At 57.5% G+C, this 25,878-nt stretch carries 27 protein-coding genes; 19 read left to right on the top strand and 8 right to left on the bottom strand.

Features of this window, described 5'->3' with window-relative positions:
* Positions 1-33: 33 nt before the first annotated feature.
* Positions 34-915: an AEC family transporter gene (locus GS636_RS15385; RefSeq protein WP_171188654.1), complete on the bottom strand. Its 882-nt coding sequence runs from the start codon at positions 913-915 to the stop codon at positions 34-36.
* 80 nt (positions 916-995) lie between these two features.
* Here GS636_RS15385 and hspQ point away from each other — a divergent pair, with 80 nt between their 5' ends.
* On the top strand, positions 996-1,322 hold the full coding sequence (hspQ, locus tag GS636_RS15390) for a heat shock protein HspQ (protein ID WP_117872061.1): 327 nt from the start codon (positions 996-998) through the stop codon (positions 1,320-1,322).
* A gap of 35 nt (positions 1,323-1,357) precedes the next feature.
* Here the strand turns inward: hspQ and GS636_RS15395 are convergent, their stop codons facing one another.
* From GS636_RS15395 to GS636_RS15405, 3 genes are all read right to left on the bottom strand, one after another.
* Positions 1,358-2,935 carry a gamma-glutamyltransferase family protein gene (locus tag GS636_RS15395; RefSeq protein WP_171670419.1) on the bottom strand — a complete coding sequence of 526 codons (1,578 nt, stop codon included), beginning with the start codon at positions 2,933-2,935 and terminating at the stop codon, positions 1,358-1,360.
* A 193-nt stretch (positions 2,936-3,128) separates the two neighbouring features.
* A complete protein-coding gene (locus tag GS636_RS15400; protein ID WP_171670421.1) occupies positions 3,129-3,608 on the bottom strand; it encodes an ATP-binding protein in 480 nt (159 codons plus the stop codon).
* 15 nt (positions 3,609-3,623) lie between these two features.
* A complete protein-coding gene (locus GS636_RS15405; RefSeq protein WP_171670423.1) occupies positions 3,624-3,962 on the bottom strand; it encodes an STAS domain-containing protein in 339 nt (112 codons plus the stop codon).
* Between the two features lie 102 nt (positions 3,963-4,064).
* Here GS636_RS15405 and GS636_RS15410 point away from each other — a divergent pair, with 102 nt between their 5' ends.
* From GS636_RS15410 to rarD, 13 genes are all read left to right on the top strand, one after another.
* Entirely contained in the window at positions 4,065-5,237 is a 1,173-nt protein-coding gene (locus tag GS636_RS15410) for an acetyl-CoA C-acyltransferase (protein ID WP_171670426.1), read from the top strand.
* A gap of 73 nt (positions 5,238-5,310) precedes the next feature.
* Complete coding sequence (locus GS636_RS15415; RefSeq protein ID WP_171670428.1) at positions 5,311-5,766, top strand: GAF domain-containing protein; 456 nt, start codon at positions 5,311-5,313, stop codon at positions 5,764-5,766.
* 99 nt (positions 5,767-5,865) lie between these two features.
* Positions 5,866-6,399 (top strand): GNAT family N-acetyltransferase, encoded by a 534-nt coding sequence (locus tag GS636_RS15420; protein WP_171670430.1) that lies wholly within the window; start codon positions 5,866-5,868, stop codon positions 6,397-6,399.
* A 156-nt stretch (positions 6,400-6,555) separates the two neighbouring features.
* A complete protein-coding gene (locus tag GS636_RS15425) occupies positions 6,556-7,125 on the top strand; it encodes an XRE family transcriptional regulator (RefSeq protein ID WP_171095880.1) in 570 nt (189 codons plus the stop codon).
* The gene (locus GS636_RS15430) at positions 7,125-7,748 is read left to right on the top strand and encodes a LysE family translocator (protein ID WP_171670432.1); all 624 of its coding nucleotides are present in this window, start codon (positions 7,125-7,127) and stop codon (positions 7,746-7,748) included. The genes GS636_RS15425 and GS636_RS15430 overlap by 1 nt, the downstream gene beginning before the upstream one ends.
* 4 nt (positions 7,749-7,752) lie before the next feature.
* Positions 7,753-8,133, top strand: a complete 381-nt coding sequence (locus GS636_RS15435) for a GFA family protein (RefSeq protein WP_171188666.1) — start codon at positions 7,753-7,755, stop codon at positions 8,131-8,133.
* Positions 8,134-8,149: 16 nt separating this feature from the next.
* On the top strand, positions 8,150-10,597 hold the full coding sequence (locus GS636_RS15440; RefSeq protein WP_171670435.1) for an FAD-dependent oxidoreductase: 2,448 nt from the start codon (positions 8,150-8,152) through the stop codon (positions 10,595-10,597).
* 18 nt (positions 10,598-10,615) lie between these two features.
* Positions 10,616-11,092, top strand: a complete 477-nt coding sequence (locus GS636_RS15445) for a cupin domain-containing protein (protein WP_171670437.1) — start codon at positions 10,616-10,618, stop codon at positions 11,090-11,092.
* A gap of 1 nt (position 11,093) precedes the next feature.
* Entirely contained in the window at positions 11,094-12,146 is a 1,053-nt protein-coding gene (locus GS636_RS15450; protein ID WP_171670440.1) for an alcohol dehydrogenase family protein, read from the top strand.
* 11 nt (positions 12,147-12,157) lie between these two features.
* Positions 12,158-13,051: a homocysteine S-methyltransferase family protein gene (locus GS636_RS15455; protein ID WP_171670442.1), complete on the top strand. Its 894-nt coding sequence runs from the start codon at positions 12,158-12,160 to the stop codon at positions 13,049-13,051.
* 8 nt (positions 13,052-13,059) lie between these two features.
* Entirely contained in the window at positions 13,060-14,037 is a 978-nt protein-coding gene (locus GS636_RS15460) for a GlxA family transcriptional regulator (protein WP_171188672.1), read from the top strand.
* Between the two features lie 90 nt (positions 14,038-14,127).
* Positions 14,128-16,581: an FAD-dependent oxidoreductase gene (locus GS636_RS15465; protein ID WP_171670444.1), complete on the top strand. Its 2,454-nt coding sequence runs from the start codon at positions 14,128-14,130 to the stop codon at positions 16,579-16,581.
* Between the two features lie 266 nt (positions 16,582-16,847).
* Positions 16,848-17,753 carry an EamA family transporter RarD gene (gene rarD, locus GS636_RS15470; protein ID WP_171670447.1) on the top strand — a complete coding sequence of 302 codons (906 nt, stop codon included), beginning with the start codon at positions 16,848-16,850 and terminating at the stop codon, positions 17,751-17,753.
* On the opposite strand, the gene GS636_RS15475 is transcribed toward rarD, so the two are convergent.
* A complete protein-coding gene (locus GS636_RS15475; RefSeq protein WP_171670449.1) occupies positions 17,744-18,454 on the bottom strand; it encodes an SGNH/GDSL hydrolase family protein in 711 nt (236 codons plus the stop codon). The genes rarD and GS636_RS15475 overlap by 10 nt on opposite strands.
* A 2-nt stretch (positions 18,455-18,456) precedes the next feature.
* Positions 18,457-18,867 (bottom strand): nuclear transport factor 2 family protein, encoded by a 411-nt coding sequence (locus GS636_RS15480; protein ID WP_171670451.1) that lies wholly within the window; start codon positions 18,865-18,867, stop codon positions 18,457-18,459.
* A 92-nt stretch (positions 18,868-18,959) separates the two neighbouring features.
* Here GS636_RS15480 and GS636_RS15485 point away from each other — a divergent pair, with 92 nt between their 5' ends.
* The 3 genes from GS636_RS15485 (at position 18,960) to GS636_RS15495 (ending at position 21,088) form a co-directional block, all read left to right on the top strand.
* The gene (locus GS636_RS15485; protein WP_171670454.1) at positions 18,960-19,607 is read left to right on the top strand and encodes an RluA family pseudouridine synthase; all 648 of its coding nucleotides are present in this window, start codon (positions 18,960-18,962) and stop codon (positions 19,605-19,607) included.
* Between the two features lie 134 nt (positions 19,608-19,741).
* A complete protein-coding gene (locus GS636_RS15490; protein ID WP_171095905.1) occupies positions 19,742-20,413 on the top strand; it encodes an OmpA family protein in 672 nt (223 codons plus the stop codon).
* Between the two features lie 132 nt (positions 20,414-20,545).
* On the top strand, positions 20,546-21,088 hold the full coding sequence (locus GS636_RS15495) for an NADPH-dependent FMN reductase (RefSeq protein WP_171670456.1): 543 nt from the start codon (positions 20,546-20,548) through the stop codon (positions 21,086-21,088).
* 92 nt (positions 21,089-21,180) lie between these two features.
* On the opposite strand, the gene GS636_RS15500 is transcribed toward GS636_RS15495, so the two are convergent.
* Positions 21,181-22,215, bottom strand: a complete 1,035-nt coding sequence (locus GS636_RS15500; protein WP_171670459.1) for an FAD-binding oxidoreductase — start codon at positions 22,213-22,215, stop codon at positions 21,181-21,183.
* A gap of 55 nt (positions 22,216-22,270) precedes the next feature.
* Between GS636_RS15500 and mnmD the strand changes: the two genes are divergently transcribed.
* The gene (mnmD, locus tag GS636_RS15505; protein WP_171670461.1) at positions 22,271-22,936 is read left to right on the top strand and encodes a tRNA (5-methylaminomethyl-2-thiouridine)(34)-methyltransferase MnmD; all 666 of its coding nucleotides are present in this window, start codon (positions 22,271-22,273) and stop codon (positions 22,934-22,936) included.
* Complete coding sequence (locus GS636_RS15510) at positions 22,933-23,802, top strand: DMT family transporter (protein WP_171095913.1); 870 nt, start codon at positions 22,933-22,935, stop codon at positions 23,800-23,802. The genes mnmD and GS636_RS15510 overlap by 4 nt, the downstream gene beginning before the upstream one ends.
* On the opposite strand, the gene GS636_RS15515 is transcribed toward GS636_RS15510, so the two are convergent.
* Entirely contained in the window at positions 23,776-25,749 is a 1,974-nt protein-coding gene (locus GS636_RS15515; protein WP_171670464.1) for a lytic transglycosylase domain-containing protein, read from the bottom strand. The two genes, GS636_RS15510 and GS636_RS15515, sit on opposite strands and share 27 nt — an antisense overlap.
* Positions 25,750-25,878 lie beyond the last annotated feature (129 nt).

Genomic DNA, 25,878 nt, shown 5'->3' on the forward strand with positions numbered 1-25,878 from the left:
AGCGCAGATTGAGCGATTATGAAATCACAATCGTTACAAAACGATAGCCAGGATGGCAGGCAGTGCCGCAACGGAAAGAACGGTCGATACCATCACCATGCCGGCAACGGCATCTGCGTCGGCGCCAAACCGTTCCGCCAACAGGTATGACGTCACCGCAACGGGTGTGCACATCTGCAGCACCAGAACGCCAAAGGCGATGGTGTCGAGATCGAAAAGAACACCGATCCCCCATCCCAGAGTAAAACAAACGGCCAGCTTCAACGCCGATAGCCAAATAGCGTGCCCGATACTGCGCGAAGTCAGGCGGGCGATTGCCACACCCACTGTCACCAACATCAATGGGACTGCCATCTGCCCCAACAGGTCAAGCGTGTTGGTCAGGAAGGTGGGTGTTTGCCACCCTTGCCACAGGAAAATGGCCCCCAAAATGGTGGCCCATGCCATCGGCTGGCGCAAAACTTGCCCCCACGCGCCTTTCCCGGCAACCAGATAGATTCCGTAAGTAAAGGAAAATAAGGCAGTAACAGACAGGAAGATTACCGCATATCCCAATCCGACCTGACCAAAGGCAAAGATACACAAGGGCAGACCAAGATTGCCGGTATTCCCGAATATCAACGGTGACAGATATGTCCGTTGGTTCAGGTGCAACACCCGAACGATCACCCAGAACACCCCGGCCAGCAAAAGATTTGCAATCAGAGTTGCCATCGTGAAGCGCGAAAGGTCTCCGCCCGGAATTTCAGTTTGCATCAGAGCCACAAAGATCAGGCTGGGCATTGCCAGGGTCGTCGCAAACCGGGTTACGAACTGAAGGCGGTACTCGAATCCCAGCTTTACCCAGGCAAAACCAATCCCTGACAACAGAAAGACCGGCGCCACAATTTCGAACACTGTTAGTATTAGGTTCACAGACTGTTTCCCTGAGTTTCACATCAATGATTGGCTTTTCCGGCCAGAAACGGGTAGTAAATGCTTTGGGGGCTGAAACAATGCTAAAGACACGTGCAAAATACGGCTTAGGCCAGGTGGTTCGTCATAAAAAACACCCTTTTCGAGGGGTGATTTTTGACGTGGACCCAGAATTTTCGAACACCGAGGAATGGTATCAGGCCATTCCCGAAGACAGCCGCCCGCGGAAAGAGCAACCGTTTTATCACCTGTTGGCTGAGAACGACCAATCCTTCTATGTTGCTTATGTTTCAGAACAAAATCTGGTTGCGGACTATTCCGGTGAGCCTGTTGAGCACCCCGATATTCCCAATATGTTCGGCCCGTTCGAAGACGGCTCGTACCCATTGCATTTCCATCTGAACTAAAGTCGTCCAACCGCGAAGGTCCGCGTTGGTTGGCTCTAGTATCCAAGGGCGCAACCGTCCTTGCGCGGGTCGCTGGCACCCTCCAAAATACCGTCTTCTCGGATTCGGATCGCTTGCGCCCCACCAAGTGGAGTTTCCGGCACTTCGATAGTATGCCCAATTTCTGACAATTGTTTCGCTACATCATCGGGGTAGCCGCGTTCCAGTTTCAGAACCGATCCGTCGAAAAACGCGCGTGGGGCGTTGATGCTCTCTTGTAGCTCAAGGCCGAAATCCCTGAGGTTTGACACAAAACGCGCGTGGCCGGTGGGCTGGTACGCTCCGCCCATCACACCAAAGGGCATCATGACACGGTCGTTTTCGGTCAGCATCCCTGGAATGATCGTGTGCATCGGGCGCTTACCTCCAGCCAACTCGTTTGGATGGCCAGGGTCCAGCGTGAAGCCAGCGCCTCGGTTCTGGAGCAAAATGCCGTACTTCTCCGAGGCGATCCCTGATCCGAAACTATGGAAAATCGAATAGATCATCGAAACCGCCATCTGGTAGCGATCTACAACGGTGATGTAGACGGTGTCCTTGTGAATGGCTTCGGTCAGTGGTGCTGCCGCAGGCATGGCACGTTTCGGATCTATAAGCGCGGCCAGTTTGGCGGCCAGTTCAGGGTCAAGGAAACGCTCTGCACGCGCCATGTGGTCAGGATCCGCGATAAACCGGTTGCGCGCATCATAGGCCAGCTTGGTGGCCTCAGCCTCGATATGCACCCTCTCAGCGCCAAAGGGGTCCATGTTGGCCACGTCAAAATGCTTCAGAATATTGAGCAAAAGAATTGCGGTCGCGCCCTGACCGTTTGGCGGATGTTCGACCAGATCGACCCCTTGATAGGCGCCCTGCATTGGCTGCGTTTCTGTGTATTTCGTGTTTTGAAAATCCTCAGCGGTGTGAACTCCACCCCGAATGGAAAGGGCAGCAATCATGTCCTCGGCAATATCGCCGGAATAAAACGCGTCACGCCCTTCTTTGGCGATCCGACGCAACACTTCGGCCTGACCCGGCGCGCGAAAAATCTGCCCGACTGAGGGGGCTTGCCCGTCGATCAGATAGTGGTCTCGGGCTGGGCCTTGCAAGGTAGCCGCTCCGATCTTCCAATCAAACGCAACGCGGGGTGCAACCGGAACGCCTGCCTCCGCATAGTGAATTGCTGGGGTCAGGATCGCGTCCAACCCCAAGTGCCCTTCCGTTTCTGCCAAATGACAGAAAGCGTCCACGGCACCGGGAATCGTCACTGCATCCGGCCCGTTCAAAGGCACAGATGACACGCCTTGATCGCGCAAAGGCTGTGCCTGCGCGGCAGCCGGAGATCGGCCCGAGCCGTTCAGGGCACGTATTTGATGTTCGCCCGCGCGGTTGAAAAGAACAAAACAATCGCCACCCAAACCGGTCATCTGCGGTTCGCAGATGCCCAACAGGACCGCACCGGCAATCGCTGCGTCCATTGCGTTGCCACCCTGCTCAAGAATGTCGATTGCCGCATTGGCCGCCAGCGGGTGAGAGGTTGCGCACATCCCCTGCGTTGCAAACACTTCTGACCGGCCCGGTTTATGCAAATCCCGCATGGCGAATTCTCTCTCTTTTGAACAAGGGAAAGCTATTCACTGATTGGGGATTGTCCAGAGATTTCAGGGGGAGAAGTTCCTCGGCGCCTTTCACTGGGTGGGGGCTGTGATAATTGGCGCCGAGGGAAGCTATCTGAGCTACGAGTCACTGTATGGCGGTTGTTTGAGGCGCGACAATGTTTCGAAAATGGCGTTATTGTGACCAATTGGGCCTGATTAGGCGTTTTTTGCCGAAGTTAAACCTCAGGGACAGCCGGTTGCACCCATCCCGGTGTTCATATCGAATGTCACTGGTAAGCTGATGAATCAGGAACCAGCCAAACCCCCCTTCCGGCAGATCTTGTGTTGTTTCCGCCAGCGGTGCGGGTGTTCCGTCCGGCATTTGTAAACCAGGAAGCGGGTGCCCGGTGTCAGAGATCAGGATGTCCAGCCGATCCCGATCCAGCCGACACGTAACCTGAACATTGGCCGGTGCAATGCCCTTGTATGCGTGTTCCACCACATTGTTGATTGCTTCAGCCAATGCAATCTTCACATCGTCCGATTTATGAGGTGGCAATCCATGGTTTGCCAGACCACTACTAAGCTGCGCGATACCTGCACTTGCTTCTGTGTCTGTGGCCGGGAAGCTTAGTTCCAGACAGGTCTTGTTACAAATTGGCTCCACGCCCATCCACTCCTGCCTTGGTTACGCGTCTGGCGAGGACAGCGCGTCGTCCAGTGTCGCAAACAACCGAAAGACCGTATCCATGCGTGTCAAGCGAAGGGCTTTCTCAACCACGGGCTGCGGTCCGGCCAAATCCAGCCTCCTGTCTTTGCCCAATTGTTTCATCGACGCGACAATTGCGCCCAAACCGCTGGAATCAATGAATTCGACGCTGGACAAATCCAGGACAACCCGAATTGCGCCGGTTTCGGTTTCCGACCGCATGTCTTCCTTGAACTGAATGGCCATCGCGGCATCAATCCGATTGGAATGAACGGTGATGATCTGTGTTGCGCCGCTTGATGTGCTGGTCAACCCCATAGTCCGGCACCCTCCAATCAAAAAATTGAGTCGTAGAAATACGCTAGACGCCAATTCTTACCATTCGGTATTCAAGGGCCGTGAAGCAGGAGGAAAACCCGGATGAAAGACGTTGTGATTGCAGGGGCCGCAAGAACGCCAATGGGGGGCTTTCAGGGCATGTTTGACGGAGTTGCCGCGGCTGACCTTGGCGGAGAAGCGATCCGGGCTGCGTTAAGCCAGGCGCGGGCGCAGACCGTTGATGAAGTGCTGATGGGATGTGTGTTGCCAGCAGGTCAGGGTCAAGCCCCTGCGCGTCAGGCTGGTTTTGCTGCTGGGTTAGGGGAAGAGGTCCCGGCAACCACACTGAACAAGATGTGCGGCTCGGGCATGAAAGCGGCTATGATGGCTTTTGACCAGATTGCGTTGGGTCACGCGGACACAATGGTCGCAGGCGGAATGGAGAGTATGACGAATGCCCCGTACCTGCTGCCCAAAATGCGTGGTGGTGCCCGTATAGGTCATGGTCAGGTGGTCGATCACATGTTCCTCGACGGGCTCGAGGACGCCTATGAGAAAGGCCGCCTGATGGGCACCTTTGCCGAAGACTGTGCAGAAGCCTATCAGTTTACGCGCGAAGCTCAGGACGAATATGCGCTCCAATCTCTGTCCAATGCCCTTGCGGCGCAGGAAAACGGCGCATTTGAACACGAGATTGCGCCTGTCACAGTGCGCACGCGAAAGGGTGAGGTTGTGCAGGACACAGACGAACAACCAAAATCCGCCCGCCCTGAAAAAATACCCACCTTGAAGCCCGCGTTTCGTAAGGATGGCACCGTGACGGCTGCCAACTCGTCGTCGATTTCTGACGGTGCTGCTGCGCTTGTTTTAGCCTCTGCCGAAGCCGCCGAAGCCCAAGGACTGACGGTGCGCGCCCGTATTCTGGGTCATGCCAGCCACGCGCAAGCGCCCGGACTGTTTACCACTGCGCCGGTTCCGGCCGCACAGAAACTCTTGTCCAGCATCGGTTGGAACAAGGAGGATGTTGATCTTTGGGAGGTCAATGAAGCCTTTGCAGTTGTGCCGATGGCGTTCATGCATGAAATGGGTTTGCCGCGCGACAAAGTAAACGTGAATGGCGGAGCCTGTGCGTTGGGCCATCCTATTGGTGCCTCGGGTGCGCGCATTTTGGTGACATTGTTGAATGCGTTGGAAAAGCGAGACCTCAAACGCGGTGTCGCGGCCATCTGCATCGGCGGCGGTGAAGGCACTGCAATTGCGATCGAACGCGTTTGACCCTTCATCTTTTTCCAAATACTCCGGGGGTGGGGGGGCAGCGCCCCCGCGCGGCCCCAATGGATAAGACACGATGAAAACCGATTATGAAACTCTGGCCAATACCATCGCGGCGTTGACCGAAGGCGAAACGGATCAGGTCGCTTTGATGGCAACCGTTGCGTGCGAAGTGCATCATTCCGATGACCGCTTTGACTGGACCGGATTCTACCGTGTTGTGGAACCCGGTCTGTTGAAAATCGGCCCTTACCAAGGCGGGCATGGGTGCCTTGTCATTCCGTTCGAACGCGGCGTTTGTGGGGCTGCCGCCCGGACGGGTGAAGTGCAGCTCGTCCCAGACGTGGACGCTTTCCCAGGCCATATTGCGTGCGCATCTTCAACCCGGTCCGAACTGGTGTTGCCCGTCCACAATGCTGCCGGTGAAGTGATTGCGGTTTTTGACATCGACAGCGATCAACCGGATGCATTTTCAGCCGATGACGCAGAGTACCTGTCGAGGATTCTGTCCAGGACCTTCGCTCAGGTTTAACCAAAGCAGGGCAGGCTTGCGCCTGGCTATAGTGCGCCGTGTTTCGGTTTTGCCCGGTACCCGTTAAAATGCCACCGTCCCCAAAAGGTTGGAGCAGGCATGGGCCCAGACCAATTCCTCACACCACGCCTTTCGGTTTTTCACTGGAGAGATGAACTCCGGGACCATTTGTTGCGTGAATGTCTGGAAGACGAGCTCATCACGATATTGACCCCAAATGTGCTTGGACCCCTGCCGCCGTCCATGCAGGTACAGGACCGGGGCATATCTCATTGGATCGATGATCGTTGCGCAGAAAGTGATATTTTGTTGGTTCGCCAAAAACATGACCGTCATCTGATCGGCCTGATGATACTGGCACTGGATTCTGCCCATAAATCTGTGCCGACGGTCCATATCGGTTACCTGATTGCAGAAACGGCATGGGGCAAAGGCTATGCCTCAGAGCTTTTGGACGGATTTGTCGCCGCGTGTACTTCGGGCCCAGCCGTTCGCTTGGTCGCGGGGGTTGGACGCGACAACCCGGCCTCTGCCCGCGTGTTGCAAAAATCGGGTTTTACACTCTCCCGCGACGACTCGTCTGTGGACACAGAGATTTACGTCCGCGAAATCGGCGCGCCGATGGTGCCTTAGGTCCACGAACCGTTCCGTGACAGCGTTCTGCACACAAACTGGTAACGTGCATCGCACTTGGCGCAGGCGACCAGATGAAAAAATGCTTGGAAATTTCATCAATTTGTCCCATCGTGAAAAACAGATTTAAAATTTCACGAGATTCGGAGCAACTGTGTGAACAGCCAAGCCCCACAAAGCGCGACATTGGGTGCTGATTTAAGGGCCTTGCGCAAAGCGCGCGGGTTGACCCTGACAGAGATCGCGACCCGCCTTGATCGTTCGGTCGGTTGGCTCAGTCAGGTTGAACGGGACATGTCCGATCCTTCGATCTCGGATCTGCGTCAGATTGCTGAATGCCTTGGCGTGCCGATGTCGATGCTGTTTGCCCATGCAGCGGTTCCGGTTGAGGAAAAGGGTTATGTCGTTCGTGCGGGCACACGTCGTCCCATGGGGTCGGGGGAAGAAGGGTTGATCGAGGAACTGCTTTCGCCTGATCTGACCGATGATTTTGAAATGGTACATTCCACGTTCGAGCCCAACTCGAAGATGCAGACCCCAGCCCATCGCCCGACGCAGGAAGTGGGGTACATGATCTCGGGCCGATTGGATCTGACCATCGGGTCGCGGGCTTTCACTGTCGGTCCGGGTGACAGCTTTCGGATCAAACACGAACCTTATCAATGGTCTAACCCCTATGATGAGCCTGCGGTGGCCATCTGGGTCATTGCGCCACCGGTGTACTGATGAGCTTTGAGGCCTGGACCATATTCGCGCTCTTCTGGGTGGTGTTCGTAACCACTCCGGGCCCGAACGCGGTCAACTGCATCTCAAACGGGATGAGTTTGCCATTCCCAAAGGCAATGTTGGGTGTTCTGGCCATCCTAACGCAAGCAAGCGCGTTCCTGATCTTATCGGCGCTGGGCATCACGGCCTTGATCGCGGCGTCACCAACTGGATTTTTCATCGCCAAGCTGATTGGTGCAGGTTTCCTGATATGGGTCGGAATCCGAGGCTGGATGAACGCTACAAAACCTGCACCGGCCTCAGAACGCCCTGCGCGGCATGTCTATTTTCACGCGCTGGCGGTGGCGACGATAAATCCCAAAAGCGTGGCAGGGTACCTGGCGGCCTTTTCGCAATTCGTGCAGCCCGACGTGCCGATCTGGCAGCAGATGGGAGTCATCATGCCCACGGCGCTGATCATCACCACGCTCAGTTATACCGGCTTCACCCTACTGGGCGCGCTCATGGGCAAGGCCGCACTAGGGGCTGTGTTCAACATCTGGGTTCGCCGTGTGATGGCGACCTGTTTCATCATCTATGGCGTGTTGCTGGGGGCCAGCTCCACGCCCGCAGCAAGGGGGTAATTGTATGCACACGGGTTCCTGCCTGTGCGGCGCGGTCGCGTTTACCATCGACGGAGAGCTGTCGCCGCCCTCGGCATGCCATTGCGGCCAGTGCCGCAAGCAGTCGGGCCACATCTGGTCCTCGACCTCGACCCATGAGGACAACCTGAGCTTTACCGCCAGCGACACGCTGCGTTGGTTCCGTGCGTCAGATACCGCGCGGCGTGGCTTTTGCAGTGTATGTGGCTCTTTCCTGTTCTGGCAGCACAATGCCGAAGACACGATTTCGATTTCCATGGGTGCGCTCAGCGAACCTACGGGCCTGAAACTCTCAAAGCACATCTTTGTCGCTGACAAAGGTGACTACTACGACATCTCAGACGATCTGCCCCAGCGGGCACAGTAACAGAGGATCAAAACACATGAGTGATTTTCCAACCAAAGCCCGTGTTGTCATCATCGGTGGCGGCGTCGTGGGCTGCTCGTCCCTTTATCATCTGGCCAAGAAGGGCTGGACCGACTGCGTTCTGCTGGAAAAGAACGAGCTGACTGCTGGCTCGACTTGGCACGCGGCGGGCAACGTGCCGACCTTCTCGACCTCATGGGCGATCATGAACATGCAGCGCTACTCGACCGAGCTGTATTCGCGCTTGGCCGAAGAAGTTGACTATCCGATGAACTACCACGTTTCGGGTTCCATTCGTCTGGCGCATAGCAAAGAGCGGATGCAAGAGTTCGAGCGCGCCATGTCCATGGGCCGCTATCAGGGCATCCCGATGGAGATGTGGACCCCGGAACAGGCCAAGGAGCATTATCCGTTCCTTGAAACGCATGACCTTGAGGGCGTGCTGTACGATCCGACCGATGGCGATATCGACCCGGCGCAGCTGACGCAGGCATTGGCCAAAGGCGCGCGCGATCTGGGCCAGAAGATCATCCGTTTCTGCCCGGCCACCGATGTGACACAGCATGACGATGGCAGCTGGACCGTGCAAACGGAAAAGGGCGACATCGCCTGTGACTATGTGGTGAACGCCGCCGGCTACTATGCGCAGCGCGTGGGCGAGATGTTCAAGCCATTCGGCGGCCGCACCGTTCCCGCGATGGTCATGAGCCATCAATACCTGCTGACCGACGAGGTGCCCGAGGTTGAGGCGTGGTCGAAAGAGCATGGCGGCAAGCTGCCGCTGCTGCGCGACGTCGATGTGTCCTACTACCTGCGGCAAGAGAAGAACGGCTTCAACCTTGGCCCCTACGAGCCCAACTGCAAGGGCCACTGGATGACCGAAGACGATCCGATGCCCGAGGATTTCAGCTTCCAGCTTTGGAATGACGATCTGGACCGGATTGAGGATATCGTCACCGACGCCATGGAGCGGGTGCCGCTGATGGCAACCTCGGGCGTTGGACGTGTAATCAACGGTCCGATCCCCTACGCGCCTGATGGCCTGCCGCTGATCGGTCCGATGCCCGGTGTGAAAAACGCTTTTGAGGCGCACAGCTTTACCTTTGGCATCGCGCAGGGCGGTGGCGCGGGCAAGGTGCTGGCGGAATGGATCGTTGATGGCGCGACCGAATGGGATATGTGGGCTGTCGATCCACGCCGCTACACCGATTACACCGATCAGGACTATTGCAACCAGAAAGGCATGGAAGTCTACGGCAACGAATACGCCATGCATTTCCCGCACCACGAATGGCCTGCCGCGCGTGACAAAAAGCTGTCGCCGGTTCATGACAAGGTCAAAGCGCTGGGCGGCGTGATGGGCGTTTACAACGGCTGGGAACGTGCCAACTGGTTCGCGCAGCCGGGTGATGACACCACGCTTGAGGCAACGCATACCTGGGGTCGTTCCGGCCCGTGGGAGCAGCGGATCAAAGAAGAATGCGAGGCGGTGCGCGACCATTGCGGTGTGCTTGACCTGCCAGGGTTCTCGCGTTTCATGGTCAAAGGCGAAGGCGCTGCCGAGGCACTGCGTGGCCTGGTAGCTGGTGGATTGCCCAAAGTTGGCCGTATCAATCTGGTCTACATCTCGGATGACCGCGGCCGCATCCTGACCGAAATGTCCTGCTTGCGTTTGGGCGAAGATGAGTTTGTCATGATCACTGCAGCAACCGCGCAATGGCATGATCGCGATATTCTGGTGAACGCGATGCCCGCCAGCGTATCGGTTGAGGACGTCACCACAACCCGCGACACGCTGATCGTCACCGGCCCGAAATCGCGTGAGATCCTGTCGGGTTTGACCGACGCCGATCTGTCCTCGGGCTGGCTGACCCATCAGGCCGCAACCGTGGCTGGCCAACCGGCCCACCTGATCCGCGTTTCTTTTGCTGGTGAGTTGGGGTGGGAAGTACACGCACTCAACGCGGATATGCCTGCGATCTACGACGCGATCCTCGGTGCAGGGGCCAAGCCGTTCGGCATGTACGCCCTGAACTCACTGCGGATCGAGAAAGGCTACCGTGCATGGAAGGGCGATTTGTCGACCGATTACTCGCTGCTCGAAGGGGGTTTGGAGCGGTTCGTGAAGCTGGACAAGCCGCAAGACTTCCCCGGCAAGGCCGCGATCCTGAGCGAGAAGCAGCAAGGCGTGAAGAAGTCGTTCGTCACCCTGACTGTTGAGGCTGGTGATTGCGACGCGCCTTACATGTCTTGCATCTGGCAGGGCGATGAGATCGTCGGTGAGACGACGTCGGGCGCATGGGGGTACCGTGTGGGCAAGTCCATCGCGCTGGGCATGATCAAGGCTGAGCTTGCGAACCCGGGTACCGAGCTTGAGGTCGAAATCTACGGCCAAAAGTGCCGCGCTGTGGTAGAGCAGGATCAACCGCTTTGGGATCCCGAGAACGAGCGGTTGCGCGCTTAACCTCTTGCGGAGACCACCATGAGCAAACGATACGCCAAACTGGGGCCCGGCGAGGGCCCCAACTATGATTGGGAAAATGACCATACCTTCGTGAAGGTGTCAGGTCAGGACACAGATGGCGCATACACGCTTATGGAAGACAACTTGAAGGCCAGCTTTGCGCTTGGCCTTCATCGCCATGATACGCACGCCGAAACCTTCTATTTTCTGGAAGGTGAAGTTGACTTCTATGTCGACGGCGACTGGCATCGATGCGGGCAGGGCACCACGATGCATGTGCCACCCGGAATACCACATGCCTGTCGTGTCGTAGGTGATGCGCCAGCCAAGATGCTTATGATCTTTCAGCCGTCAGGGTTTGATGGGTTCCTTGCTGAACTTGCAAAGATGACCGAGGCAGACTTTGCGGACGAGGCCAAGATGGCCGAGGTCAATGCGCGCTACGACATCGTTCCCATGGGTCCTGTCCCGCCGCATCCGGATGATGAGGTCTGAGATGGCTATTCCAAAAACCATGTCTGGTTTCTATCTGACGGGTCACGGTGGACCCGAAGTCTTGGAGTGGCGCGAAGATATTCCTGTGCCCGAGCCCGGTCTGGGCCAGGTGCTTGTTCGGGTTGCCGCTGCCGGTGTGAACAACACGGATATCAACACGCGGGTCGGCTGGTATTCGTCGGATGTGACCGGCGCTACGGATGCTGTGGATCAGGACGTCGAAGCCGGCGGGTGGGGTGGCGCCCTACGTTTCCCACGCATTCAGGGTGGGGATCTGTGCGGCATCATCGAGGCAGTGGGTGATAGAGTTCATTTCAGTCCAGGCCAACGCGTGACCTGCCCGATCAACCTGCCGCGTCCGCGTCCCGGTCACCCTCAGGGCTTTATTGCATTGGGGTCCGAGATCGACGGGGCGTTTGCCCAATACTGTCTGGTAGAGGCGGATGACCTGTACGACGTGAGCGCATCCCCTTTGTCTGACGTTGAAATTGCAGCCGTCCCCTGCGCTTTTGGGACCGCTGAAAACTTGTTGACCCGCGCGGGTGTCACATCAGGCCAAAAGGTCCTGATCACTGGCGCGTCTGGTGGTGTTGGGATGGCCGCTGTGCAGCTTGCTGCGTTACGCGGGGCCACTGTCTGGGGCGTCACGGGGTCCGCAAAGGCTGAGGTCGTGAAATCCCAGGGTGCCGCAGGAACCTTCGAGCGTGATGAACCGTTGCCACAAGACATGTTCGACGTGGTGATTGATGTGGTTGGCGGGCCTGCGTGGGCATCGTTGATCCTGTCGCTGAAACCCGGTGGACATTACGCCGTATCAGGCGCAATCGCCGGCCCGATGGTTCAAGCGGATCTTAGGGATATCTACCTGCGCGACATAACCATTCATGGCTGTACGCATCAGACACCCGAAGTATTTGGCCGCCTTGTCGAATTGATGAATGCCGGGCGCATCCAGCCATTGATCTCGCGCACCTATCCGTTAAGGGACATCGCACTGGCGCAATCGGATTTTCAATCCAAGACCTTTCCGGGCAAGCTGGTGCTGATCCCCTGAGGAGCAATGACATGACAGATATCACCCTCTTGGATGGTTCAATCGGCCAGGAATTGGTCAAACGCAGCGGGGATACGCCAACAGCGCTTTGGTCAACTCGGGTCATGATTGATCGCCCCGAGCTGGTGCGCGAAGTACACGAAGAGTATTTCAGGTGCGGCGCGACAATAGCGACAACGAATACCTATGCGGTTCACCGGTCCCGATTGCGGTTCGAAGATATCGAAGATCAGTTGGAACCCCTCGTTGATGCGGCCTTGTCACAAGCACAAGCCGCGTGCATTGGAACAAAGGGGCGCGTCGCGGGTTCTCTGGGGCCTTTGTTGGCCACATACAGGCCCGACCTGAAGCCCGACCCAATCGATGCGGGCGAAAAATTTGCGGAACTGGTCGGGCTTATGACGGATCAGGTGGATCTGTTTCTCATCGAGACGGTGTCCTCGGTGCTTGAAGCCGAAGGCGCGCTGCGGGGAACATCGGGATGTGGCAAGCCGGTTTGGTTGTCTCTTTCAGTCAACGATGACGACGGCACCCGTCTCAGGTCGGGTGAGCCGCTGGCGGACATAGCGCCGTTGGTCAAAACGTACGCGCCGGATGCGCTGTTGATCAATTGCTCGCGCCCCGAAGCGATCCCAGCAGCGTTGGACATCCTGTCCAGCATGTCCTTGCCATTTGGGGCCTATGCAAATGGGTTCACGCAAATCTCGGCCGGGTTTCTTGAAGATGCGCCAACAGTTGATGCGCTGGAACAACGCCATGATCTTGGTCCCGATGCATACGCGGATCACGTGATGGGATGGGTCGATCAGGGGGCAACGATTGTCGGCGGATGCTGTGAAATCGGACCGGAGCACATCGAAACGCTCGCCACCCGGTTGCGGGCAGCCGGACACAACATCGTCTGAGCACGAAGATGACAGGTGAGACGGCGCAAAAAGGCTTGAAGCAAACGATCCGGCATTTCGACATTCTTGTCGCGCCGGGGTTTGTGTTGCTTGAACTCGCCTCGCTTGTGGATGTTCTGCGGGTGGCAAACCGGGTCTGTGCCTCGCCGCCTTTCACCTATACTTACCGGTCTTTGCGCGGTGGCGATATTGCCAGCAGCAGTGACGCTTTTGTTTCGACCTCAACGGTGCCATCGCAACCTACGGCTGACTATTTGTTCGTCATCGGCAACACGGACCCGGATCAGCCAGACCTGTCGTTGGGCCGTATTGTGTCGGACTATACTTTCCGTGGCGCACAGGTCTTTTTGCTGTCTGAAGCGGCCAGTCGTTACATAAAAGAACAGGGCACGGAAGATTTGGCAACCCATTGGGAAAATGCCTCGTTCCTGCGTGAACGCGGTGCCCGGTTCGAGGCGAAGCTTTTGATCGCGACCGAGATCGGACCCGTAGTGACCTGTGCCGGTATGAGCGCTACGGCAGACATTGCACTGTCGGTTATCGGGCGGCACATCTCGGGGCCAGCCAAAATGACGGTCGCCGATATCATGCTGCACGAGCAGATTCGCGATTTCTCATCTATGCAGCCGTTTTCCGGGGCAAAAACCACAGCCACCGGCGACGCCAAGCTGGATCAGTGCATTAAGCTGATGCAAGAGAATATCGAGGAACCCTTGCCCATCCGCCAGATTGTCGAGGACTTGAACCTGTCAAATCGGTCACTGGAACGTAAGTTCAAATCCTTCTTCGGCACAACTCCCAACGGGTTCTATCGCGAAATGCGTTTGGCCAAGGCCAACAACCTGCTGATGAACACAACAATGAGCGTACGCGAGATTGGGATGGCTTGCGGGTTTCCCAACGGGTTTTCATCTGTTTACAAAAGCTTTTTCGGAGTCACGCCATTTGTCATGAGACGGGACAGGCGTCAGACCACACAAAGATGATTTTCTCTGACATCGCGACGCTTTTGGTGCATTTCTTGTCGATCCTTCGTGGCATTCTGCCCAAAACCAAACACTAGTGGAGTCGTCACAATGGTTGATCTTCCCAGCAAGGCCCGAGTGGTCATTATTGGCGGTGGCGTCATCGGATGCTCGGTCGCCTATCACCTGACCAAAAAGGGCTGGAAAGATGTCGTGCTGCTTGAACGTAAACAACTGACCAGTGGCACAACCTGGCACGCGGCTGGTCTGATCGCGCAGTTGCGAGCCACTGCAAACATGACCAAGCTGGCGAAGTACAGCCAGGAGCTTTACGGATCTTTGGAAGAAGAAACCGGTGTTGCCACCGGGTTCAAACGTTGCGGTTCTATCACCGTCGCCCTGACCGAAGAGCGCAAGGAAGAGATCTACCGCCAGGCGGCCATGGCCCGCGCCTTTGGCGTAGAGGTCGACGAAATTTCAAATGAGCGGGTGCAAGAACTGTACCCACACATCAATCTCGACGGTATCAAAGGGGCCGTTTACCTGCCGCTGGACGGGCAGGGCGATCCCGCCAATATCGCTCTGGCGCTGGCTAAGGGTGCGCGCCAGCGCGGCGCTGTCGTGAAGGAACGGGTTAAAGTCACAGACATCGTCAAGCAGGGCCGTACTGTCACCGGGGTGGATTGGGTCGCGGATGACGGCAGTGCTTCGGGCCACATCGAATGCGACATGGTGGTGAACTGCGCCGGGATGTGGGGTCATGAGGTTGGCCGCATGGCGGGCACCAACGTGCCGCTTCATGCGTGCGAGCATTTCTATATCGTGACCGAAAATATCGATGGTCTGACCCAACTGCCAGTGCTGCGCGTGCCTGACGAATGCGCGTATTACAAAGAAGATGCAGGTAAAATCCTGCTGGGTGCGTTCGAACCCAACGCTAAACCCTGGGCAATGGACGGCATCCCGGACACGTTCGAATTCGATCAACTCCCCGAAGATTTCGACCATTTTGAGCCGATCCTCGAAGCTGCGTGTGAGCGGATGCCAATGCTGGCCGAAGCCGGTATTCACACTTTCTTCAACGGCCCGGAATCGTTCACTCCGGACGACGCTTACCATCTGGGTCTGGCGCCTGAGATGGATAATGTATGGGTCGCCGCCGGGTTCAATTCGATCGGCATCCAATCCGCCGGTGGTGCGGGCATGGCGCTGGCTGAATGGATGGACACAGGCGAGAAACCCTTTGACCTTGGCGACGTAGACGTCAGCCGGATGCAGCCGTTTCAGGGTAACAAAAAGTACCTCTTCGAACGCTCGAAAGAGACGCTGGGGCTGCTCTATGCAGACCACTTCCCCTATCGCCAAAAAGCCACTGCGCGCGGCGTGCGCCGGACGCCGTTCCACCACCACCTTCTGGAACAGGGGGCCGTCATGGGCGAGCTGGCCGGCTGGGAACGCGCCAACTGGTTCGCCAATGTAGGACAGGAGCGGGAATACCAGTACAGCTGGAAGCGCCAGAACTGGTTCGAAAACTCGGCTGCTGAACACCGCGCCGTGCGCGAGAATGTCGGCATGTATGACATGTCTTCTTTTGGCAAGATCCGCGTCGAAGGTCCCGATGCTGAAAAATTCATGAACTATATCGGTGGTGGCGACTACTCGGTGCCTACTGGCAAGATTGTCTACACTCAGTTTCTGAATCGTGCTGGCGGGATCGAAGCCGATGTGACTGTCACACGCCTGAGCGAGACCGCGTATCTGGTTGTGACTCCTGCCGCAACACGACAGGCAGATCAAACCTGGATGATGCGCCACGCGGGCGACTTCAACGTCGTGATCACCGATGTCACAGCAGGTGAGGGTGTTTTGGCCGTTATGGGCCCCAACTCGCGTGCTCTGCTCGAGAAAGTGTCGCCTAACAATTTCACCAACGCGGCCAACCCCTTCGGCACTGCGCAGGAGATCGAGATCGGTATGGGCCTGGCCCGCGCCCATCGTGTCACTTATGTGGGCGAGCTTGGATGGGAGATCTATGTCTCTGCGGATATGGCAGGCCATGTATTCGAAACTCTGCACGAGGCCGGGCAGGACATGGGGCTGAAGCTGTGCGGTATGCACATGATGGACAGCGCTCGTATCGAAAAAGGCTTCCGCCATTTCGGGCACGACATCACCTGCGAAGATCACGTGGTCGATGCGGGCCTTGGCTTTGCGGTCAAGGTTGACAAAGGCAGTGACTTCATAGGGCGTGAGGCCGTGATTGCGCGCAAGGAAAACGGCCCTAAAAATCGGCTGGTTCAGTTCAAGTTGGCTGACGCTGAACCGTTGCTGTTCCACAACGAGCCAATTGTCCGCGACGGCGAATATGTGGGCTACTTGAGTTCAGGCAACTATGGCCACACGTTGGGCGGTGCCATTGGTCTGGGCTATGTCCCGTGCGAAGGCGAAAAGGCTGCGGACGTTCTGGCATCTTCTTACGAGGTCGACGTCTGTGGGGTGAAGGTTAAAGCGGAGGCTTCGCTCAAGCCGATGTACGACCCGAAATCAGAGCGTGTGAAAGTCTGACGTGCAAAAGGGGGGCTCTGCCCCCGCCGCCCGTTCCGGGCGACTCCCCCGAGGTATTTTGGGCCAGATGAATGAGGGATCCCTTGTTCATCTGGCTAAAAAATACCTCGGAGCGCGAGGCAGCGCCTCGCTGCGCCAACATGAGTTTCAACGCGACATCCGAGATCGACCCATCACTATTCGTTATGTGCGACTTCACGGTTTTCGGAGTTTTCAAGCTGATGTGAACTGCCGTAAATGTGTCCGGTATCAACCGGAGATTTGCCGTGGCCGACACGCCCATTCCCTCTCAGAATTCCGACACACCTAAGGGTCTGGCGCTGGCGGTAACCGCATATGTCCTTTGGGGATTTTTGCCGCTCTACCTAAAAGCGCTGGACCATATTGGTCCGGTCGAAGTTGTGGCCCATCGCATCATCTGGTCTGTTCCGGTGGCCGGGTTGTTGTTGGTCATTTTGGGGCGCACTCGCGACCTCAAGGCTGCGCTGGGTAATCCGAAGATGCTGGGAATGGCGGCTTTGACAGCTGCTTTGATTACTGTGAACTGGGCGATTTATGTTTGGGCGATCTCAACCGGTCATGCTTTGGATGCCGCGCTTGGATATTACATCAACCCGCTGTTCAGCATTGCACTTGGAGCGATTTTGCTGCGTGAGCCACTGACACGCATGCAGCTGATTGCCGTGGGTCTGGCCTCATTGGGTGTCTTGGTTCTGGTGTTTGAGGCCGGCCGTTTGCCATGGGCTGCGCTTGGCCTGATGGTGAGTTGGGGGTTCTATGCGTTTTTCAAACGATCCCTGCCAATCGGACCAAATCAAGGGTTCCTGCTTGAGGTGCTGATCCTTTTGATCCCGGCTTTGGTCTACGTCACATTTCTGGGCGTGCAGGGTACGGGGCATTTTGGCGTGGGACTGTCAGACACCCTATTGCTGTCCTGTGCAGGTGTCGTGACGGCTGTGCCGCTGCTGGTCTATGCAAACGGTGCAAAGCTGGTGCGACTGTCCACGATGGGTATCCTGCAATATATCGCACCAACCATGATTTTCGTGACAGCAATCGCTGTGTTTGGCGAAAAGATCGACATCGGTCGGATGATCGCTTTCCCGCTGATCTGGGCGGCTTTGATTGTCTATTCGATCCCGATGATCCGGCAGGCGCGGGCTCAGGCCTGACGCAACAATTGCGCTGCGGCGTCCGCCCAAAGGGCGTAGGCGTGTGGACTGGGATGATAGCCGTCCGGGGCAGCAAGCGCCGGGTCATCCGGCAGATCGAGTTTCAGATGCCGGACATGGGGGTAGGCTGACACAACCTGCTGCAGCGCCTGATCCAGCCGGGCCGCCTGACGGCCAAGGACCCAAGCCAAAGGATGGGACAAGGCCGGGAACCTGTTCATTTGTGGAACGCCGGTTACGACAATGCGTCGTGCTCCCAGATCGTTGGACAGAGCAGTGATAAGCTGCCTTTGGCGCTGCGCAAATTGTCGGGATGTAACGGCACGGGTCACATCATTTACGCCTAAGGCCGTGACAACCGCGTCGAACTCCCCCTGCAGGCTTTTCAAGCGGTCGAGTGTGTCCAGTGTTGTGTGCCCCGTGGTTGCTTCCAATTGCCACTCGACCGAATAATGTTTGGCCAGCCGGTCAACCAGCTGCCCTGACAGAGCCTGCGCTTGGGTTCCGGCCCCAACACCAGCCGCCGAACTGTCGCCGCAGACGAGCAGGCGCAGGCGTGGTCCACGACCTGATCGGCCGTTCCGAGGGCCCGTCGGCTCTGGCAACATCTGAGCGTTGCGCCGGACTGAAAGCCCCTGCGCTGCCAGAACCGGCAGCAGTGGAATGCGCAGGACCTGATCGGCTGCAATCAAACCGCGCATGGTCAGCTCAGGGCGTCTTTGAACTTGAGAAACCTTGCATCGGTCATCACGCGCGCCATCATCGCCTCTCGCAGTGCACCCACTGTCTTGTATGGCCGCATCGCGACCTCGAAGGTTTGAATCAAACCGTCGTCGTTTAGCGTGATCAGATCCACCCCGATCCCGTCAAGATCGCCGACCTTGCACTGGAATTCCAACGCCCAGTCTTTTCCCTCGCCCATTATGCGGCGATAGCGAAAGTCTGAAAACACCTGACCGACATGTCCCAGAACGGCGGCCACCGGCGCGCGTCCGGTCCAGGTGCTGTAGTAGGTTGGCGGCAGGAACCGGACATCCTCGGCCAGAAGCGCGTGGATCAAGGCTTCATCGCCTTTGGCGACAACCTCTTGTATTCGTTCGATGGTCGGGTGCATGTCGTTTCCTCCTGTGCCGAAGGTCTCTGAACATCGCCCAACAGGCAAGGACGACGTTGCGGGAGGGGGCGGGCTGCGATAGGCAGGCCTGCATGAGTGAGATCTATGACCCCCCTCAAACCCCGCTGGATGTCTTGCACGAAGACGCGCAGTTGATCGTGGTGAACAAGCCGTCTGGCCTGCTTTCGGTGCCGGGGCGTGGTGAACATCTGGCGGATTGTCTTCTGACGCGGGTGCAGGCGGCTTTTCCTCAGGCATTACTGGTGCATCGGCTGGACCGGGATACATCCGGTGTCATGGTTTTTGCCCAAACGCCCCATGCACAGCGCAACCTGAGTATGCAGTTCGAACAGCGCCAGACCCGCAAAACCTACGTCGCTCGTGTCTGGGGGTGCTTGGAGCCAAAGACCGGCACAGTGGACCTGCCTTTGATTGTGGACTGGCCCAACCGGCCCCGACAAATGGTCTGCCAAGACACCGGAAAGCCTGCGCTCACCGATTGGCGCGTCGTAAAACATGAGGGCGAAACAACGCGTGTGCGCCTGTTTCCCAAAACAGGTCGGTCTCATCAATTGCGCGTACACATGCAGGCGTTGGGTCATCCGATCCTGGGAGACCCGTTTTATGCGACCGGCGCGGCGATGGATTTCCCAAGGTTGATGCTGCATTCGGAAGAACTGCGCCTGAAGCACCCCGAAGGCGGGGTTTCGATGAAATTTCGTGCCAGGGCCGATTTTTGAAGAATTCGCATCCCAGTTGGCGGCTAATTGCCGATCTCACTGGATTGTTGCTTGAGACCCAACACCCTGGCCGTGATATACTGAGGAAAACCAAACGCACCTGACAAACGGGTGTTGGAGCAGAAGGTGATATCATGACGATTTCCAAGTTTATTCTGGCCACGGGGCTGAGTTCAGTCCTTGTTCTTTCGGCCTGTACAGATCCCGGCACATTGTCGGCGCAAAGCGATCCGAACCAGAACGCCAAACAGGGTGCCGTTTTGGGCGGTCTTGTCGGGGCGGGAATTGGCGCGATCGCCAATAACTCGAACCCGGGTCTGGGCGCGTTGGCAGGGGCTGCAATTGGCGCAGCCGGTGGTGGCCTGATCGGCAACCAGTTGGACAAACAGGCGGCTGAGTTGCGTCAGCAATTGGCAAATGACGGAATCACCATCGTGAATGCGGGTGACCGGCTGATTGTGACTGTTCCCAACGACATTACCTTTGACACCGACAGTTCGACTGTGCGCCCGGCGCTGCGATCTGATCTGGTGAAAGTGGGCCAGAACCTCGTCAATTACCCCAACTCGAACGTGCAGATCATCGGTCACACGGACAGCGACGGTGACGCGGGTTACAATCAAGGGCTGTCTGAGCGTCGCGCCAACGCGGTTGCGGATATCCTACAGGCCAATGGTGTCAGCTTTAATCGCATCACGACAATTGGTCAGGGCGAAAACAATCCCGTCGCCTCGAACCTGACGCCGGAAGGCAAGGCACAGAACCGACGGGTTGAAATCGTTGTTGTGCCCAGCGGAAACGCGTAACGCGGACTAAGCATTTTGCACGGGGTCGCCATTGGCGGCCCCGTTTGCGCATTGACTGTGCGTCAAATGGGGTTTGGAACAGATCAAACTCGGGCTAGTTTTCAGAAAATCACTGAAACGGAGTTCCCCTAGATGTCTCAACCCAAACTCCTCGGCTTGTCTGGATCCCTGCGTCAGGATGCAACCAACCGCAAGCTTTTGCGGGAAGCGGCCCGGTTGTTTGATTCGGCCAACTTTGTCGAAGCAGACCTGAACCTACCCCTTTATGACGGAGATCTGGAAGAGGGTGAGGGCATTCCGGCAGCGGTGAAGTCTTTGGCGGACCAAATCGCGCAGTCAGATGCGGTTATCATCTCGACGCCGGAATACAACAAAGGTCCATCGGGCGTTTTGAAGAACGCGCTGGATTGGGTGAGCCGCACACAGGGCAATCCGTGGGCCGACAAACCGGTTGCCGTTATGTCGGCGGCGGCAGGTCGCGCTGGCGGTGAGCGCGCGCAGATGATTCTGCGGTCGTTTATGGTTCCCTTTCAGCCGCGCATTCTGCAGGGGCCTGAAATCCATCTGGCAGACAGTTCGAACGCGTTCGACGAACACGGAAAATTGGCCTCTGACCGGTATGAAAAGTCACTGCTTAAACTGATGCAGAAACTGCGGGCCGAGGCCGGTTTTTGAAACTGGCCCGCGTATTAGGCATGGCACGTTCGGGCTGACGGGCCTCAAAGGATGGTGTTGGGTCTATGCGTCCATCTCGTAGAGCGCATCGATTACAATGAGGCGTCGGGCCGGAAGTCTTCGGGAATTTCATCCTGGCCTTCCAACATCAGATCAGCCATGACCTCGGCGATCTTGGGGGCCATGCCAAAACCGATTTTGAAACCTCCATTGGCGATAAACTGATCCTTGTGCAGTGGGTGCGCACCTAACATTGGTGCGCGGCTTTTGCTGCGGGGGCGGACACCGGCCCAGCGTTCTATTACCTCGGCCCCGTGCAGCAGCGGCAGGGCGCGTGTGGCGCGGTCGATCACATCGTCCAGCGCGCTGTCGGTACTGGTCGGATCGTCATACTCCCGTTCCGACGTTGACCCGATAGCAAGTGTTCCGTCCGCGTGGGGTACGATATGTATCGCATCGGCAAAGAGCTGCTGGACCTCTCCCGCGTCAAAGCGCAACAGGGCAGCTTGCCCTTTGACGCCGTTTCCGACGGTCTTGCCATAGGCATCGTTGAGCTCTTGTAACCCGGCAAGGCCAGTTGCGTGCACAACCTGTCCTTGGTTTTCAGCGTTATTGACAACGTGAACGCCCATAACCTCAAGGGCGGCCACAAGCGCAGCGCAGGCTCGTCGAGGGTGCATCCGCGCGGTCAGAGTATCCCGGATGACAAATCCGGTGGGGCTGGGCGGACACCATGTACCAGCCTGTGCGGTGGTGATCACGCGCCATTCGGCTTGACCTTGCCAAAGTTTATCTGCCGTACCTTCGCGCTGCCGCGCCAAGTCAAGGCTGCGGGCATCCGGGATGGGCTGAAGGCGACCCAACCGACCATAACCGGGGGAAACGCCGCCGGTTTCTTCGATTTGCCGCCAAAAAGGTTCAGCCATGATCAGACTGTCGAACTGAAAGGCTTTCTTGGCGTTCCAGTTTTCCGGCACATGCGGGGCTAATGCACCGACCAGACCGCCGCTGGACCCGGCACCGGGCCCGAACGGATCGACAACCTGCACCTTTGCGCCGCGTCGGGCACAGACCCACGCGATGGACAGGCCGAAAATCCCTGCGCCGCGCACCGTCACATCGACCATTGCCAATTCCCTTTTCCTTGTTCAGTGTCGCGCCGCTTAGCTACAGGATTCCCAGATGGCAGACCAGCGTGCCAAATTGACGTGGACCGAGGATCAGATACCGGTCTCGGATCGTTTCGACGATCCCTATTATTCTTTGCAGAACGGGCTGGAAGAGACGCGCCACGTGTTCCTGGCTGGCAACGATCTACCTGCGCGATTCACACCTGGTTTTCACATCGCCGAACTTGGTTTTGGAACTGGGTTGAACCTGCTGACGGTATGGTCTGAGTGGGAGAAATCCAGCCAAACCGGACCTTTGCGGTTTACCAGTTTCGAAGCTTTTCCAATGGCCACGGAAGATATGCATCATGCGCTGAAGGCGTTTCCCGAGTTGCAACCGTGGAGCAGCCGGTTTCTCACACACTGGTCGGGTCGCGAATGCATGCTCGAAACTCTTCAGTTCGAGGTGATCATTGGTGATGCGCGTGAGACTTTGCCAAAATGGGCCGGAAAGGCGGATGCCTGGTTTCTTGATGGGTTTTCGCCCGCCAAGAACCCGGAACTGTGGGGGGCGGACCTGATGCAAGAGGTTGCAATCCACACCGCGGCAGAGGGGACAGCCGCCACCTATACCGCCGCTGGTTTTGTACGTCGGGGGTTGGAGGATGCTGGTTTCAACGTGATGCGCACGTCGGGCTATGGCCGCAAGCGACATATGACACGGGCAATCAAAGCATGACGCAGAAGAACAATATCGGTGCAGGCATCGCCCTGATGGTGGGTGCCACGATTGTGTTTGCCCTGCAGGACGGTATCTCGCGGCATTTGGCCGGGACCTACAACACCTACATGGTCGTGATGGTCCGCTATTGGTTCTTCGCGGCGTTTGTCATTGCGCTGGCGGCACGATCACCCGGTGGGCTGAGGGCAGCCACGCAGACAAATCAGTTGGGTCTGCAAATAACCCGTGGTGTGTTGCTGGCGGCCGAGATCTGTGTCGCGGTCTTTGGCTTCACCATACTCGGCTTGATCGACAGCATGGCTGTCTTCATCTGCTATCCATTGCTTGTTGCCGCGCTAAGCGGGCCGGTATTGGGCGAGCAGGTCGGGTGGCGGCGGTGGAGCGCGATCGGGGTGGGATGCATTGGCGTTCTGATCATTTTGCAACCAGGTGCGGGCGTATTTAACCCTTGGGCGATCATTCCCCTCATCTCGGCCCTGATGTTTGCAGTCTACGCCCTGCTGACCCGCTATGCCGCCCGGCAGGACAGCACAGCCACCAGTTTTTTCTGGACCGGCGTCGCCGGCTCCGTCGCAATGACTCTGGTCGGAATTTGGTTCTGGGAGCCGATGGTGCCTGCTGACTGGGGCTGGATGGCGCTGCTGTGCGTCAGTGGAGCGTCCGGTCACTGGTTGCTGATCAAGTGCTATGAGATGGCCGAGGCGAGCGCGGTGCAACCCTTCGCCTATTTCCATCTGGTCTGGAGCGCGATGCTGGGTATTTCAGTCTTTGGCGAAACGCTGCGCCCCGAAGTTGTAGCAGGCGCAGCGATTGTTGTGGCCGCAGGGCTGTTCACCTTATGGCGCGAACGCCGCCAGAGATGATCCGATCAGTTCTTGTGAGAACGGGATCGGAAGCGCGGGTTGTCCCAGTCGCGCGCGGTAGACAGGCAGGCTTTCGGTCACGCGCATCACGTAGTTGCGGGTTTCGCTGAAAGGTATCGTCTCGATCCAGTCAACGATATCAACTTCGCCGGTGCGCGGGTCTCCAAAACGCTCCATCCACGAGATTGGGCGCCTGGGTCCCGCGTTATACCCGGCAGCCATCATCACCACGTTGCCGTTGAAATCAGCTGCCAGACCCGAAAGATAGTTGGCCCCCAGCTTGGCGTTGTACTGCCAATCCGTGGTAAGCCGTCCCGTCTGGTGGCCACTGAGAATGCCTAACTCACCCGCGACCAGCTTGGCCGTCGCAGGCATCACCTGCATCAGACCGCGCGCGCCCGCGCCACTAATAACGACAGGATCAAACTCGCTTTCGCGCCGCGCAATCGCCAGCGTCATTTCCTTGGCCATCGGTAGGCGCATGTCTGCGACCGGATGCACCGGGTAATAGGCTGCGGGCAACACCGTGCCCGTGGTTGCCGCCCGCTTGGCGATCATCACCGCCAGGTGCGGCTGTTTCAGCTCGATGACCAGGTCACCAAGTTGATTGGCCTGCACCGGATCAAGGCTTTCGACCAGATGTGTCAGGAACCTCTCGGAGAGGTTGGCTTCTCCGGCCTTCAGCAGCAACAAGCCTGCTTCCAAAACACTGGACTCAGCGAACTCTGCCTGCCGCCAATGTGGAGCGCGGCGTGGATTGGCCAGCTCTGCATCAAACGGCCTGCCGATCCGTTCCGCAGCAAGCAAGCCGTAGAACGAAGTTTGATAATCAGCCCCAACGGCATAAGCGTCATATGCTTTGTCCGCATCCCCCAGAGCGGCATACGCGCGTCCAAGCCAATAACCACCACGCCCTTTCGAAATTGGTGATTTAACCGCGTCGGAAAAATTCTGGAAATGCCTTACGGCGGTTGCAGGGTCATTCAGCTTGCGCAGGGCCAGAAACCCCGCCAGCCACTCCAGATCGGCATAGCCATAGCCCATTTCAGGGGTCATGTGGTGATTGGCGGCCACGTCATATGCACGTGCAGATCGTCCGGACCGCATCTCAAGCCGTGCCAGGCGGCGGCGCCCTTCGGCCCATTTGTCAGGCTCGCCCAACGCATCCGGCCCTGTTGAACGCGCCAGCATCAGGTCTATGGCGCTGTCGTCCAATTCCTTCTTGTCCCGCCAGACAAAACGGTCAAAGGCAAGTCCGGGCGCATCCATCAGAGATTTCGGGACTGCTGCCACCTTGCCGTCCACACCGGGTTGGCGCTTTTGCAATGCGATTCGTGCCTCGGCCAGCTTGCGTTGGTCAGCACTGACCAGCGGCAGCATTTGGCCCGCGCTGACCAGATGACCATCCCACAACATCCGGTCCAGCCGCGCCGCGTGATGCGGTCTCAACAGCTTTGCAAAGTTTTCCAGATACGTCTTTTGCAACCCCGAACCCATCGGCATGGTCCGCCACGCCGTGACGATATCCGCTTCAGCGTCCCCCACGCGTCCTTTTGCTTTTAAGGCGATTGCATAGTTCAGCGCGCCCTCAGCCGTCTGAGGAGGCATGTCAGTGTAGAATTTCAAAACCCTATCCGGGTCAGCGCCGGTAAAGACGGGCTCGCTCTTGCGGCGCAACCATGCCATTCCGGGCCAGTCCGGACGGCGTTCGAGAAACACCAGCACATCGCCCGAGCTGCCGAATCCCTCGCGCAGCCAGTGCCAGACGATGATGTCGCGGGAAACAGAGCCGCGTTGGCCTGAAACCCTCAACGCGGCATTCCAGTCGCCCTTTCGCATTTCATAAAGCCCGGCGCGCAAATCACCAGCGGCATCCGCCCGCGCAAGCTGCGGTGCCGTCACTGAATACACAATCACAGCAATCAAAAGTGCCAGAATGCGTGTCATACCTTGCATTTCCCAACCAACCGAGGATAGAGCCTGTGAGGATAAACCGTGCGTCGCCGGGATCAACTCACAAAGCTGGAAACGTGAGGGACCGAGGCGTAAAAACCGCAAAATGCACCTTAAAGGAGC

It is taken from the genome of Ruegeria sp. HKCCD4884, assembly GCF_013110855.1.
Classification (GTDB): Bacteria; Pseudomonadota; Alphaproteobacteria; order Rhodobacterales; family Rhodobacteraceae; genus Ruegeria.